Here is a 14035-nt window from a genome sequence, read left to right on the forward strand (position 1 = left end):
TTCGCCGAAAGTGACGTGGTGGCCGGGCCTAAAGCGCGAAGCGCGTCTTCGCGCAGATGTCCCGGCCATTTACTTTTCGTGCGCCTTCTCCCTGGCTAGCCCCTCCGCATGACGTGATGTCGGATGCGGCCATTCCGCTTGCCTGCCCCCGGAACTAGCCCTATCTGAAACGCATGGCTCAGCCGATCTCCACCCAAGCCGGAACAATGACCGCGACCCCTCGGGGCGGGGTGGCCTCGATCATCGTTGGGAGCGCTGCCGGCCTCGGCGCGCTGGCCGTGCTCGGCGCGGCGGCATTGTGGTTCCATTACGGCACCGCGGTGTTTTTCGAGATGATCGCCGCCGGCGTCTCGGCCTGCTTCTGATACGGCGTAAAGGAAATCGATGATGGACCGGACGATCCGCCCGCTGGTGATTATCGCTGCCTTTGCCGCAAGCCTCGCGGTCGGGCTGGTGATCATGCTGTGGGTGATGGGCGGCCTGCGCACCGTCACGGCGCCGGCCGCGATCGGCGGGCCGTTTCAATTGACCGACCAGGCGGGCCAGAGCGTCACCGAGCAGAATTTGAAGGGCAAGCCGACACTGATCTTCTTCGGCTTCACCCATTGCCCGGACGTTTGCCCGACCTCGCTGTTCGAGATTTCGGAAGTGCTCAAGGCGATGGGCACGGACGCCGACAGGGTGAACGCCTGGTTCGTATCCGTCGATCCCGAGCGCGACACGGCCGCCGCGATGAAGGATTATCTCTCCAGCTTCGATCCGCATTTGAAGGGGCTGACCGGCGAGCCTGCGGCGGTGGCCAAGGTGATTTCGTCCTACCGGGTCTATGCCCGGAAGGTCCCGCTCAAGGATGGCGACTACACCATGGACCATACCGCGCTGATCTACCTGATGGATCGCGACGGCAATTTCGTCGCGCCCTTCAACCTGAAACGGACGCCGGAGGAAGCCGCCAAGGATCTGAAGCGGTATCTCTGAACGGCAAGGCTGGCCAAAGGGCAAAAACGCCCCTCGCATCGCGGGCCGGATGGTCTATAAGGCCCTGAAATTCCGCTAGCATTGCCGAAGATGCCATATCCTAACGTCCCGTTAACCAATGCAAGACTGCATCGAACCATCAGCGCCTGGCTGGCCGGGTTGCTGGTCGCGTCCGCATTGATGGCGGTTGGCGGTGCTGCGGCGCAGGCGCAAACCCAGCCCCGCCCGGCGGTCGAGGCGGCCCCGCAGGCGGTGCCCGGCTTTTGGGACCCGCGGCGGCGTCCGGACCGGCCGGACATGTCGCGCCTCACCGTGATCCGGTTCCTGACCGAAACCGACTACCCGCCGTTCAACTTCACCGGCGCCGACGGCAACCCCGCCGGCTTCAATGTCGATCTGGCGCGCGCGCTCTGCGACGAGATCAAAATCAGCTGCACCGTCCAGATGCGCCGGTTCGAGACGCTGGTCGACGCCATCACCAGCAATCGCGGCGACGCCATCATCGCCTCGATGTCGGTGACGCCGGCCTTGCGCGCCCGGCTCGATTTCACCGATCCCTATTACCGCGCGCCGGCGCGCTTCGTGTCGCGGCGCGACGCTGTCCTGCCGGAGGTCCGCCCCGAATATCTCGAAGGCAAGAAGGTCGGCGTCATCGCCGGCACCTCGCACGAGGCCTATCTGAAGGCGATGTTCACCGACGCCGAGATCAAATCCTACGGCAATGACGACGCGCTGCGGCTGGCGCTGCGGCGAAGCGAGGTCGACTTCATCTTCGGCGACGCGATCTCGCTGGCGTTCTGGATCAACGGCACCGATTCCGGCGAATGCTGTGCCTTCTCGGGCGGGCCCTTTGTCGAGAGCCGCTATTTCGGCGAGGGCATCGGCATCGCCGTCCGCAAGGGCAACGATTTGCTGCGGACGTCGCTGAACTGGGCGCTGTTCCGGATCTGGGAAAAAGGCCGCTTCACCGACCTGTGGCTGCGGTATTTTTCCATCAGCCCGTTCTGACGCAGCTTCGTAGGGTGGGCAAAGCGAAGCGTGCCCACCATTGGCGACGCAGACCGGTGAGAGATGGTGGGCACGGCGCAAGTGCGCCTTTGCCCACCCTACGGAGTTTCGCTCGTTATTTTGCATTTTGCCCCGGAAGCGCTAGTTTCCGCGGCTTCCGGAGAAAGCCTGTCTAATGTCCGTCATCGACCTTGCCTTTAGCCCGAGCGATCTGCGCGCGCTCGCCGAACAATCCAATGCCTGGCCGTTCGAGCAGGCCAAGGCCATTGTTGCGCGGCTGAAGAAAAGCCCGAAGGACGAGGTGCTGTTCGAGACCGGTTACGGTCCGTCGGGCCTGCCGCATATCGGCACCTTCGGCGAGGTCGCGCGCACCTCAATGGTGCGCCATGCCTTCCGCGTGCTGACCGAGGACAAGATCAAGACGCGCTTGCTCGCCTTCTCCGACGACATGGACGGCCTGCGCAAGGTGCCGGACAACGTGCCGAACAAGGAGCTGCTGGAAGCCAATCTCGGCAAGCCGCTGACCAAGGTGCCCGATCCCTTCGGCACCCATCCAAGCTTCGGCCAGCACAACAACGCGCGGCTGCGCGCCTTCCTCGATCAGTTCGGATTCGACTACGAATTCGCGAGCGCGACCGACTACTACACTTCGGGCAAGTTCGACGCGGCGCTTCTGCGCATGCTGGAGCGGATTGAGAAGGTGATGGCGATCATGCTGCCGTCATTGCGCGAGGAGCGCGCGGCAAGCTATTCGCCGTTCCTCCCGATCTGCCCGCGCACCGGGCTGGTGCTCTACGTGCCGGTCACCGCGCATGACGCCAAGGCCGGCACCATCTCCTATGAAGATCCCGACACCAAGGAGAGCGTCACCGTTCCCGTCACCGGCGGTCACTGCAAGTTGCAATGGAAGCCGGATTGGGCGATGCGCTGGTTCGCGCTCGGCGTCGACTATGAAATGGCCGGCAAGGACCTGATCGACTCGGTGAAGCTGTCCGGCAAGATCTGTTCGGCGCTTGGCGGCACGCCGCCTGAAGGATTCAATTTCGAACTGTTCCTCGACGAAAAGGGCCAGAAGATTTCGAAGTCGAAGGGCAACGGGCTGACCATCGACGAATGGCTGCGCTACGCGTCGCCGGAATCGCTGTCGCTGTTCATGTACCGCGAGCCGAAGGCGGCGAAGCGGCTCTACTTCGACGTCATCCCGCGCAACGTCGATGACTATCAGCAGTTCCTCGATGGATTCACGCGGCAGGATGCCAAGCAGCAGCTCGCCAATCCGGTCTGGCATATCCATTCGGGAAATCCGCCGAAGGCCGACATGCCGGTCACGTTCCAGCTTCTGCTGACGCTGGTGTCGTCGTCGAATGCGGAGAACGCCGAAACGCTGTGGGGCTTCATCGGGCGCTACCGTCCGGGTGTCACGCCGCGGAGCCATCCGAAACTCGACGCGATGGTCGGTTACGCCATCAACTACTACCGCGATTTCGTGGCGCCGACCAAGCAGTTCCGCGAGCCGACCGACAGCGAGCGCGCCGCGCTGCAGGACCTGCGCGATGCGCTGTCGAACATGCCGGCGGGATCGAGCGCCGAAGACATCCAGAACGTGGTCTATGAGATCGGCCGCCGCGAGCCATTTTTGGATCAGGTGAAGAAGGGCAAGGACGGCCGGCCGGGCGTCTCGCTCGACTGGTTCAACATGCTCTACCAGGTGCTGCTCGGCCAGGAGAAGGGCCCGCGCTTCGGCTCGTTCGTCGCGGTGTACGGCGTAACCAATGCCGTCGCGATGATCGACGGCGCGCTGGCAAGAAGCGCGTAGCCCAGATGGCGTTGCGGATGGGATGGGGCCCGGCTCAAGGGCGGGACCCCGCCACCACTCAAAACGGCTCGCCGGATTTGGTGCTGAACCGATAGCGGCCATCCGGCCCGAGCACCGCGTGCATGTCCACATCGGCATAGCTGATCTCGTCGCCTGAGCTACGATCGCCGATGACGAGGAGCATGGCGTCGCGCGCCGACCGATTGATGAAACGGTGCGCGTCGCCGGTCCCCGCGGGAAATCCGGCGCACATGCCTGCCGTTAATGTCTGCTCGCCGCCGTCGGTCTGAAGCACCACGTCGCCTTCGAGCACATAGACGAACTCGTCCTGGCGCGAATGCGCGTGCCGGTAGGACGACTGTCCTCCCGGCACGATCCGGGTCAGGTTGACGCCAAAATTCCTCAAACCCGCGTGGTCGCCGAGCCGCCGGTTGTAGCGCATCGAATTCACGGCGCGGTGCGGCTCCGGATAGCTGGTGAAATTGCTCTCGCTCACCGTGGCCGGATCGAAAGCCGGAAGTTGTAACGTCGCTTCCTCGGTCATGCCGGGTCCTCTTCTAAAACGGGTCCTGATCATCGATCGCTTCTCTACCCATTACTGGTCGCGCGCAGCGGTATCAGCAGCATACGACTGAGCGACATGAAGCTAAGGGGACCTCCAGGTCCATACCTGCAGGATCGGCACCGCGTATTGGCTGAAATTGCAATCGCAGCGCAATGGAGCGGAGGAAGTACAGTTCAGCCTGCTCGCGCGGCGGCCGCGAACTGCGCCGGCGTGATGCCATAGCACCGCTTGAAGTGCTTGGTCAGCGCGCTCTGGTCGCAGAAGCCTGCCTCAACTGCGCACTCGGCCAGCGGCAAACCGCGCTTGAGCAGACGGCAAGCGGCATTGAGCCGAATGTGAACCAGATAGGCGTGCGGTGTCAGCCCGATGGTGCGCTTGAACAGTCCGATCAACTGAAACTTGGTGAGCCCGGCTACGTTCGACAGTTCCTCAAGGCCGAGATTTTCCGCATGGCGTGCGCGCATCAACTCGATGATCCGGCCGGCAATGGCCCGGCTTTGCGGCGCCCGTTCGGGCCGGCCGCCGCCGCTGCCGTGGCGGTGGAACAGTTTTTCGAATGCGTCGATCGCGAGTTCTTCTGCCCGTAAATCGTCGCGCTCTCTTTCAAGAGAGCGGTGCAGGCGACCGAAGCTTTCGATCAAATCTGCGTCACGGAGCATGTTCCGCATGAAATAGGGTGTCGCCTCGATGCCGAGGCTCCGGCCGACGGCATCGATCGCCGGACGCGTCAAATAGAACGCGCGGTAGCGCCAGCGCTCGCCTCCCTCCATCCGAGCCGATTGGCCCTCATCCGGATTGGAGACGAATAAGGTGGCAGGACCGACCTTTTCCGTGATGCCCCGGCTCGATATTTCAGCTCCGCCGGCCTCGGTGGCGGCGATCACGAAAGCATCGTGAGTATGTGGACTGAACTGGTAGGCCGCGAAATCGGCACGCAACAGGCTCATGCCGGGAACGCGCTTGTGCTGCCAATAGACGGTGCGGTTGCCCGTGTCCCGGCGCGCCATCTCAATGAGCTCCGCTGTTCGGGCTACGCCTGGCGGCTGCCGTGGTTGGCTGTTCGCTATGCATCATTTCCAGACATTCACAATGAGCCAAATCCAGATGACAGCGCCCGCGACAACTTCAGCCAAGAGGGTTTCAAACCCAAGCTACAATATTCCGACAACAAGAACCGCGAGTTTTTCGGCCGCCCGGCAATTTCGGCCAATACACGCCTGACGCTGATCTTGATACTGATGCGAGATGCTGCAGGAGCATTGATATGATTGCCCGTATTTGGCGTGCGACCGCATCGCATGCGAAGGCCTCGGCCTATCACCGTCACTTCGCGGAAAAAGTCGTCATGCACCTCGAAGTCATCGCCGGATATGAAGGCGCCTCCCTGCTGCAGCGCGAGGTCGACGGCGGCGTCGAATTCCTCGCGGTGACGCTGTGGAAATCGGTCGAGGGCATCCGTGCATTCGCCGGGCCCGATCCCGCCGTGGCCGTCGTCGATCCCGAAGCCCAGGCGGTCCTGACGACGTTCGACAGGACCGTCCACAATTATGAGGTGGTCTTCACCGATGACCGCAGCCACGGCGATGGTCACCACCCATAGCGGTCTTCTCAACTCGACTGCAGCACGTAGCGGCGATTGTCTCTTTGCGCCGGGCGGGCATTCGTCGGATAGAGTTTCGCGAAACCAGCGACATCGCTGGCCGCGACCTGGATCGGATCGGTCAGCACCAGCCATTCGACGACTTCCGAGCAGGGCGTCGTCGTCAGCGAGCCCGGAAGCGTAAGCTGAAAATTTCATTGTCGTTGCGGCGCGAAAACCTGGCAACGACGTCGCCCGGGGTCTGCAAAGTGGGATGGCTGGCCCGCCGCAATTTCAGCCATCGCTATCGCCGGATTGCGCTAGTATGCCTGACATAACAGCCGTCAAAGCCCCCGCCGAGGGGCAGGCCACACCGCGGATCAGGGAGAAAGCTCATGCAGTTCAGGGTTTCGCCGAAAACGCTCAGCGAGAGCAGTGCCGAGCAGTGGCAGGCGCGAGTCGATCTCGCCGCCGCCCACCGGCTGGCCTTCATCCAGGGGTTTTCCGAAGGCATCTTTAATCATCTGACCTTCGTGGTGCCCGGCAGCACGGATCGCTACTACCAGATCCCGTTCGGCACGCATTGGTCCGAAGTCACGGCCTCCTGCTTCATGGAAGTCGGCATCGATGACGGCGAGGTCAAGCGCGGCGAGGGCGAGGTCGAGCGCTCCTGCTATTGCATCCACGCGCCGATCCACAAGGCGCTGCCGCAGGCGAAGGCGGTGTTTCACACCCACATGCCGCATGCCAGCGCGCTGACGCGGCTCGAAGACCCTCGCATCAAGGAGATCGGCCAGACCGAGGTCGGGCTGTCAGGCGCCATCGCCTATGATGATGAATACACCGGCCCGGCGCTCGATCCCGCCGAAGGCGCGCGGCTGGCCCGCGTGATCGGCGACAAGAGAGTGCTGTTCATGGCCAACCACGGCATCTCCACGGTCGGCGCCACAGTCGCGGATGCCTACGACATGCTGTATTACGTCGAGCGCGCCGCGCAGGTGCAGATCTACGCAATGTGGACGGGACAGAAACTGAAGCAGCTTCCGACCGCCGTGGTCGAAAAGACCCAACGGGATTACCGGGACGATCATCTCTACAAGGGCCCGACCCCGGCCCAGCGGCATTTCGATGCGCTGAAGCGGATGCTGGATCGGAAAGAGCCGGACTACGCGACGTAGTGCGGTCGTCGTCCCTGCGAACGCAGGAGCCGTAGGGTGGGCAAAGGCGCGCAGCGCCGTGCCCACCATCCTCTGTTCGAGTTGGAGTTCTGATGGTGGGCACGCTTCGCTTTGCCCACCCTACGGCAGGGAAGGCACTCACCCCGCCGCCCTCACCTCATCCGCAAATCGGTGCCAGATTTCCGGGCGCCAGCTTCCATTGGCGGCGCCCGAGGTCGACGGCAATATCCAGACCCTGGTGTCGCCGATCAGCTCAGACTGCTCGCCATAGTCCCGCGTGCGGTCGAAGAATTTCTGTCCGGCCGTCTTGCTGGTGAAGGCGAGGAACTGCGGACGAAATGTCGCGATTGCCTTGCGCAACCGGGCGCGATCTGCCGCCGTCAGTTTCGGCAGCGTGGCACGGTCCATCCCCGCGTCCGCTTTCACGAGATCGGTCAGGCCGATCCCATGTTGCAGCAGGCTGCGATATTGATGCGGCTGCAGCGGCTCCGGCGTGAGCCGCGTCTCGTGCAAAATCTTCCAGAACTTGTTTTGCCGGTGCGCGTAATAGGCCCGCTCGGCGGCGGAAGTCGTGCCTGCGGCGGTCCCGCACAACACGATGCGAAGGGAATGTTGCAGCAGGTCGCTCAGTACGTCCGTCACGGAGCGAAATCCTACTGGCTCGCCCACACGATCCTTGCGACGTCGTCGGCGTCGAGCGTGCGGCGCTTAAGTTGGTGCTAGCCGCTGGCGGGCGGGCAGGGGCAATGGCACATTTTTCTCTTGTTGAAATTGTATTTGGATATACCCTAAATCAATAATTGTTTCAAGATTGCTTCGTCTAAGTAACGTCTGGATCGGCGGATGGTTGCATTTCTCATTTCGAGCGCAATTGGATTTACAGTCTATCAGCTGGTTGCTTGGGCTCTTGTTTCAAGAGACGGTTCGAGCTTGAACTTTGGGGATTCCCAACTCGAACTCTCACCCAATGCTGCGACATGGTTACGTCGAATAGTTGCCGTTGTGCTCATCGGCGTTGGTCTTTGGCTAATTTTTTGGCTTCATCGGCTGTTTGGTTTGCGGAGCGAGAGCCCGGGTGGAGCGGTGCTGCTGGGATTTGTCTATGGCCCGCTCCTAGCAATTTGGATCAATACACTTGTTGCGACGCCGCCCGATGATGGCCCGAGTGCCGGTCAATACGTTGCTGGCGCAGGATTGGTTTTGCTCTTCCTTGTCGGCTCAGTCGGAGAATCGGCTGAACAATTGATCAAGGAGTATGCGCGAAGGATCAACAAGATCAGCGTCGGCGGGGCCGAGCTGAGCTTTGTACAGAAGAACTCGGATAAAGGCTCGCTCGGTGGATCGCTTTCGCTTTCGGGCATTACGCCGACATACGCTTCGTCCACGGGTGCTGTCGGTCTCGATTATTTGGATCGGTTGGCGAAGATGATTGAGCGGGACATAGAATATCTTGAGGTGTTCAGGGAAGCCGAGCTTCAACGCGAGAAGGCAAAACGAACCGGTGCCGATCCCGCGGCAGATCGGGAACTTGCTATCAAGATCGAGGAAAAAAAGAAGGAAACCCAAGAAGTTCTCATCAGTCTTCGCACGGCAAAAGCTTTCGCCGAAATGACGATTAAGCCGCCTGCGGCCTGCCTCGTCGGCTGGTATACGGTGACGGGTGATGTTGATTCCATCAACCGGCACATGGCTGCTCTTGCCAACGTATTCAAACGGTTGCCCACGATCGAGTCAGGCCATCCCGTAGAACAGCTTGCCGAAGAGTTCATCGACCGGTCGTTCATAATTGTTCGGGATGCTGTCGCGTCGGTTCCGAGTTACTTGCTTGCCGACAAGTGCGACGCGTTGCTCTATCAGTTCTGTCCCTCCGCTTTCCGCTCTGTTTCTGCAAAGAAGCTGAACGACGTGGGGCTCTATAAGGAGGAAACGAAGCGAGAGCGGAATGACGATCCACGGGCATCCGGAGACTGTCTCAGAGAAATCCAATCTGCGGTACTTCAAAAGCGGAAGGTTCCTGTTTTCGAAACATTGCAGCGCGAGCTTGAACCCGCTCTGGCGGATTTCGTGAAGAGCCGCGGATGGCAAGCGCGGCCCTATTTTGCACTCGGTTATGCAAGCATCCTGTCCCAACTCGAGCAAAATCTGGCGGCGAGCGCCTTACTGGACAACTGGATCCACATGCGCAGCCAACGACCGGAGCGGCCGATGCCGGTCTGGGAGACGGCGGCCGACTGGTTTGACTTGCGAGTCCGATCCATTCTCGTCAACTTTCTCGAAGTCTGGCTCAAGAAGGAAGGTGCATCGGCGCCAACTGCGGTGCGCGATGAGCACATTGCGAATCTCGATATCGTAAGGTTGGACCTGAAATCCCGTCTTGAGCAGGTTGACTTCTTCCAGGACGTTGTTGCGTCGATCGGCGCGCCCCCCGCCAACAACTGGCAAGATAAGTTCAGGCTCGACGACCGAACGAGAGATCCTGCATCCTGTTTTTCGAAAGATCCGTATCTCGATCGATGGCAGCGATTGTTTGAGACGTATGTTACGGCGGAATTAACATACCTGAACGCGATATTGTCCCACCCGGACTATTCCGACCGTTTCTCCGAACAGGCCACAACGGCCGCCGCGGCATTGGCGGGCATGAACCTCTCCTGTATTCCTCGCGATAGGGAATGGGAAAAGGGTCTAGTCCATCCGAGAGCGAGGACGTACTACGCACAGGCCCTCGACGCTTTCGGCACCAACGCTTACCTCTATTCGGATTCGCACCGGGAATTCGAAAGCGCGAGTGTGCGCCAGCAACGTCTCGAGGGAGCCATTCATGCCGTTGAATTTGGGCTCAATTTGATCCGCGAGATTTCGCGCAAGGCGCGCGACCGCAACGGCATGTCGTTCTTACAACGGATTGAGGCCAGCGACGCCGTTGAGGTGGAAGAAAAGTTAAAAGCCACCGCCAAGAAGCTAAAGCGGATGATGAAAGAAAATGAATAGCGATCGTGAGGCTACGGAGGGGCCACGCCAGCCTGCGCCAGCGACGACGCCAACATTGCTGCCGTAATAAAAAGAGCGATCAGCGATCCAAGTTTGATCCCGTGCCGCTTCATCGGAGGTCTCCAACGCTCAGGTTCCACTAATATAGTAGGCTTTCGTCCTGAACGCTAGGTGAATGAATTGTATTGCAAAATAGCAATGGTGCGATGGCTGTCTGTGGGATGGGGAACTCTAGGGCTACTGGCTCGCCCACACGATCCTTGCGATCCAGGCGACGTCGTCGGCGTCGAGCGTGCGGTCGGCCTGGGCCGAGTTGAGCGACTGCAATTCCAGCGCCTTGGTGGTCCGGCGCTTCAGTTCCTTGACCATCACTTCGCCATCAGACGTCTTGAGCACCACGCGGTCGCCGCGCCGGATCGGCGTTCCCGGCGACACCACGATGATGTCGCCGTCGCGGTAGGCGGGCTTCATCGAATCGCCCGAGATCTCCAGCGCATAGGCGTGCTCGTCAGAGGCCTGCGGCAGCGCCACCTCGTCCCAGCCACGGCCGGCGGGAAAGCCGCTCTCGTCGAAATGGCCGCCGCTGCCGGCTTGCGCCAAGGCGAGCAGCGGCACCGATTGTAGGCTGCGCGCGCCGTCGCCGATCAACTGCACGAAGGTGTCGATCGACGAATTGGTCGCGGCCAGCGCCTTGGAAACCGATTCGGTCGAAGGCCAGCGCTCGCGGCCGTCGGCGGTGATGCGCTTGGATTTGTTGAAGGTGGTGGGGTCGAGGCCTGAGCGCTTGGCGAGGCCCGAGGCCGACATGCCGGCGCGTTCGGCCAGTCGGTCGAGCGCGGTCCAGACCTGGCTGTGGGTCAGAAGCCGCTGCGCCTTGGATTGTCTGGCCATCGAAAATCTCTGAATCGCCTAGGAATTATTGCCTCATTCGGCCGGTTTGCGCAAATCTCGCGTAGCCTTTTCCAGCGAAAGCCTGCCCCGGACTTGATCCGGGGTGGATGCCGGTTCGCGTGAAGAAAACGCGTCGAAACAGGAAATTGGCGTTCGGTTCTGTCGAATCAAAGCCGAACAGGGGCCGCGCCTGCCGCGGCAACGCTTGAGTTGGCGGCCTGCCGCCTTTACGGTCGGTCGCCAGCCCGGCCATTTCCGGGAAAATCCCAAGAGACTCAACGATTAGCAGTGGAAGCCCGGAAAGCCGTGCGCACGATCTATAAAATCACTCCCGCCTCGGCCTGGCGCGAGGCCGAACGGCAGGGCGTCTACCGGGGCAGCGCCGACGATATGCGCGACGGCTTCATTCATTTCTCTACGGCTTCCCAGGTCGCCGAGACGGCGCGAAAGCATTATTTCGGCCAGACCGGCCTGTTCCTGGTCGCCGTCGACGCGGACGCGCTGGGCGATGCGCTGCGCTGGGAGCCTTCGCGCAACGATGAACTGTTCCCGCATCTCTACGGCGACCTCGATCTCGGCGCGGTCACCGCCATCCTCGACATGCGGGCGCGGTCCGACGGCTATCACGACATTCCGGAGCTCATCCCGTGATCCGCGCCTTCGACGCCTTTTCGCTGCCGCTGTTGCGCTGGTTCGATCCGGAGGACGCGCATCGCATGGCGATCCAGGGCCTGCGGCTGCTGCCCCCGGTCAAGCCGCGGGCCGACGACCACAAGCTGGCGGTGCGCGCCTTCGGCCTGAATTTTCCCAATCCGATCGGCATGGCCGCGGGCTTCGACAAGAGCGCGGAGGTGCCCGACGCGCTGCTGCGGCTTGGTTTCGGCTTTGTCGAGATCGGCACGGTGACGCCGAAGCCGCAGGGTGGCAATCCGCGGCCGCGGCTGTTTCGGCTCGAGCGCGATGAAGCCGTCATCAACCGCATGGGCTTCAACAATGATGGCGCCGAGGCCGCGCTGCGGCGGCTGGCGGCGCGCGCCCACCATGGCGGTATCGTTGGCGTCAATGTCGGGGCCAACAAGGATTCGTCCGACCGCGTCGCCGATTACGTCAAGCTGATCGAGACGTTTGCGCCGGTCGCGAGCTATTTCACCGTCAACGTCTCCTCGCCGAACACGCCGGGCCTGCGCAATTTGCAGCAATCCGCAGCGCTCGACGATTTGCTCGCCAAGGTGATCGATGCGCGCGAGCGGGTGCGCAGGAATGCCGGCGATTCGCCGGTGCTGCTCAAGATCGCGCCCGATCTGAGTTTGACTGAACTCGACGACGTCGTGCAGATCGCGCGCTCGCGCCGGGTCGACGGCATGATCGTCGCCAACACCACGCTGGCGCGCCCGTCGTCGTTGCGCGAACAGGGTCGCGCCAAAGAGCAGGGCGGATTGTCGGGACGGCCGCTGTTACGGCTATCCACGCGCATGGTGGCCGAGACCTATGTCCGCACCGAAGGCGCGTTTCCGCTGATCGGCGTCGGCGGCATCGATTCCGGCGGTGCCGCGCTGACGAAAATCCGTGCCGGCGCCAGCCTGATCCAGCTCTATTCGTCGCTGGTCTACAAGGGCCTTGGCCTGGTCGACGACATCAAGAACGATCTGGCCTCAACCTTGCTGCGCACCGGGCGCGACTCGCTGGCTGAGATCGTCGGCGCCGACGCTGCGACGATTACCGCCGAGGATTGGCCGGTGCAGTAGGGGATGCGGCTAACCGAACGACTTCCTCAGCAGCGCCGGATACCGCAGCGCCTGCAATCCGCCGCGCGCCGCATAGTGCACCAGGAACGCGCCCCACAGCCCGGCATTGCCGAACGATCGCAGCGCAAACCACGCGGCGAAGAAGATCAATAGCGAGGCCAGCATCAGGTTGCGCATGTCGCGCGCCCAGGTCGCGCCGATATAGACACCGTCAAAGGCAAAGGCGAACACGCCGAGCAGCGGCGCAAAAATCACGAACGGCAGATAATCGCGCGCGATGCGCCGCACCTCCACGCTTGCGGTCATGATGTCGATAGATGCAGGCCCGAACAGCAGGAAACAGGTGGCGACCGCGAGTGCGAAGCCGAAGCCCCACATGACAACGAGCTTCACGGCGCCGGCGAAGGCCGACTTGTCGCGTGCGCCGTAGGCCCGGCCGCAGAGCTGCTCGGCTGCATTGGCGAGGCCGTCGAGGAAAAAGGCGCCGAACAGCAGAAAATTGTTGAGTACGGCATTGGCCGCGAGCGTCACGTCGCCGGCACGCGCGCCCTGCGCGGTGAAGAACAGAAACGCCGCGATCAGCGACGCGGTGCGGATCATGATGTCGCGGTTGACCGCGAGCATGCGCATCAGCTTGGTGCGGTCGAACAGCAACGCGCGGGAAGCCGCGAATTGGCCCTTCGAAAGGTGGCGCGCGATCAGCAAGCCGAGCAGGAGGCCCGCGGCTTCCGCGATCAGCGCCGCGATGGCAGCGCCGGCAATTCCGAAGTCGAACACCAGCACCAGCACGACGGTCGTCGCCACGTTGATGAGATTGATTGATATCTGCATGCCGAGCGCCAGTTTGGCGCGGGCCTGCCCGATCAACCATCCCAGCACGACATAATTGCCGAGCGCCGGCGGCGAAGACCAGATCCGGATGATGAAGTAGGTTTTGGCAGCGCCCGTGACGCTCTCGCTGCCGCCCATCGCGTTGAGCAGAATAGTGGCGAGCGGAACCTGCAGGGCGATCAGCGCAGCCCCAACCAGCGCCGCGACGATCAACCCGCGCAGCAGGATCGCGCGCAATTCATGCGTTTCACCGGCGCCCAGCGACTGCGCCGTAAAGGCGACCGTGCTCATGCGCAGGAACCCGAACAGCCAGAACATGCAGTCGAACAGTACCGAGGCCATCGCCACGCCGCCGAGCATCGCAGCATCGCCGAGCCGGCCGATCGCCGTGGTCGAGACGATGCCGATCAGCGGCGTGGTCAGGTTCGCGACCATCGCGGGACCCGCGATGGC

15 protein-coding genes and 1 pseudogene are annotated in these 14035 nt (G+C 62.1%); 10 read left to right on the top strand and 6 right to left on the bottom strand.

Translation table 11 applies throughout. The features are described 5' to 3' along the window. Window positions 1–173: 173 nt before the first annotated feature. The 4 genes from ACVWVY_RS09220 to ACVWVY_RS09235 all read left to right on the top strand — a co-directional run bounded on the left by ACVWVY_RS09220 (window position 174) and on the right by ACVWVY_RS09235 (window position 3802). Entirely contained in the window at window positions 174–365 is a 192-nt protein-coding gene (locus ACVWVY_RS09220) for a hypothetical protein (RefSeq protein ID WP_456626083.1), read from the top strand. A gap of 22 nt (window positions 366–387) precedes the next feature. Beyond that, on the top strand, window positions 388–978 hold the full coding sequence (locus tag ACVWVY_RS09225; RefSeq protein WP_456626084.1) for an SCO family protein: 591 nt from the start codon (window positions 388–390) through the stop codon (window positions 976–978). Between the two features lie 90 nt (window positions 979–1068). Further along, window positions 1069–1986: a transporter substrate-binding domain-containing protein gene (locus tag ACVWVY_RS09230; protein WP_456626085.1), complete on the top strand. Its 918-nt coding sequence runs from the start codon at window positions 1069–1071 to the stop codon at window positions 1984–1986. Between the two features lie 175 nt (window positions 1987–2161). Further along, entirely contained in the window at window positions 2162–3802 is a 1641-nt protein-coding gene (locus tag ACVWVY_RS09235) for a lysine--tRNA ligase (RefSeq protein WP_456626086.1), read from the top strand. A gap of 58 nt (window positions 3803–3860) precedes the next feature. Here the strand turns inward: ACVWVY_RS09235 and ACVWVY_RS09240 are convergent, their stop codons facing one another. Next, on the bottom strand, window positions 3861–4346 hold the full coding sequence (locus tag ACVWVY_RS09240; RefSeq protein ID WP_456626087.1) for a cupin domain-containing protein: 486 nt from the start codon (window positions 4344–4346) through the stop codon (window positions 3861–3863). Window positions 4347–4540: 194 nt separating this feature from the next. Then, a complete protein-coding gene (locus ACVWVY_RS09245; RefSeq protein WP_456626088.1) occupies window positions 4541–5374 on the bottom strand; it encodes a helix-turn-helix domain-containing protein in 834 nt (277 codons plus the stop codon). A gap of 45 nt (window positions 5375–5419) precedes the next feature. Between ACVWVY_RS09245 and ACVWVY_RS09250 the strand changes: the two genes are divergently transcribed. Both ACVWVY_RS09250 and ACVWVY_RS09255 read left to right on the top strand, forming a co-directional pair. After that, complete coding sequence (locus tag ACVWVY_RS09250) at window positions 5420–5635, top strand: hypothetical protein (protein WP_456626089.1); 216 nt, start codon at window positions 5420–5422, stop codon at window positions 5633–5635. Next, the gene (locus tag ACVWVY_RS09255) at window positions 5632–5967 is read left to right on the top strand and encodes an antibiotic biosynthesis monooxygenase family protein (RefSeq protein WP_456626090.1); all 336 of its coding nucleotides are present in this window, start codon (window positions 5632–5634) and stop codon (window positions 5965–5967) included. The genes ACVWVY_RS09250 and ACVWVY_RS09255 overlap by 4 nt, the downstream gene beginning before the upstream one ends. A gap of 8 nt (window positions 5968–5975) precedes the next feature. On the opposite strand, the pseudogene ACVWVY_RS09260 reads toward ACVWVY_RS09255, so the two are convergent. Further along, window positions 5976–6140, bottom strand: a pseudogene (locus tag ACVWVY_RS09260) (carbonic anhydrase family protein); the annotation flags it as partial. A gap of 201 nt (window positions 6141–6341) precedes the next feature. On the opposite strand from ACVWVY_RS09260, the gene ACVWVY_RS09265 reads away from it, so the two are divergent. After that, the gene (locus ACVWVY_RS09265) at window positions 6342–7124 is read left to right on the top strand and encodes a class II aldolase/adducin family protein (RefSeq protein ID WP_456626091.1); all 783 of its coding nucleotides are present in this window, start codon (window positions 6342–6344) and stop codon (window positions 7122–7124) included. A gap of 138 nt (window positions 7125–7262) precedes the next feature. On the opposite strand, the gene ACVWVY_RS09270 is transcribed toward ACVWVY_RS09265, so the two are convergent. Beyond that, window positions 7263–7766, bottom strand: coding sequence for a mismatch-specific DNA-glycosylase (locus ACVWVY_RS09270; RefSeq protein WP_456626092.1), 504 nt, complete (start codon window positions 7764–7766; stop codon window positions 7263–7265). Between the two features lie 201 nt (window positions 7767–7967). Here ACVWVY_RS09270 and ACVWVY_RS09275 point away from each other — a divergent pair, with 201 nt between their 5' ends. Then, a complete protein-coding gene (locus tag ACVWVY_RS09275) occupies window positions 7968–10115 on the top strand; it encodes a hypothetical protein (RefSeq protein WP_456626093.1) in 2148 nt (715 codons plus the stop codon). Between the two features lie 237 nt (window positions 10116–10352). Here the strand turns inward: ACVWVY_RS09275 and ACVWVY_RS09280 are convergent, their stop codons facing one another. Further along, window positions 10353–11006, bottom strand: a complete 654-nt coding sequence (locus ACVWVY_RS09280; protein ID WP_456626094.1) for a S24 family peptidase — start codon at window positions 11004–11006, stop codon at window positions 10353–10355. 306 nt (window positions 11007–11312) lie between these two features. Between ACVWVY_RS09280 and ACVWVY_RS09285 the strand changes: the two genes are divergently transcribed. Further along, on the top strand, window positions 11313–11657 hold the full coding sequence (locus tag ACVWVY_RS09285; protein WP_456626095.1) for a DUF952 domain-containing protein: 345 nt from the start codon (window positions 11313–11315) through the stop codon (window positions 11655–11657). After that, a complete protein-coding gene (locus ACVWVY_RS09290; RefSeq protein WP_456626096.1) occupies window positions 11654–12751 on the top strand; it encodes a quinone-dependent dihydroorotate dehydrogenase in 1098 nt (365 codons plus the stop codon). The genes ACVWVY_RS09285 and ACVWVY_RS09290 overlap by 4 nt, the downstream gene beginning before the upstream one ends. Before the next feature lie 9 nt (window positions 12752–12760). On the opposite strand, the gene ACVWVY_RS09295 is transcribed toward ACVWVY_RS09290, so the two are convergent. Then, window positions 12761–14017, bottom strand: a complete 1257-nt coding sequence (locus tag ACVWVY_RS09295; RefSeq protein ID WP_456632154.1) for an MATE family efflux transporter — start codon at window positions 14015–14017, stop codon at window positions 12761–12763. Between the last annotated feature and the right edge of the window lie 18 nt (window positions 14018–14035).

It is taken from the genome of Bradyrhizobium sp. URHC0002 (assembly GCF_054059515.1).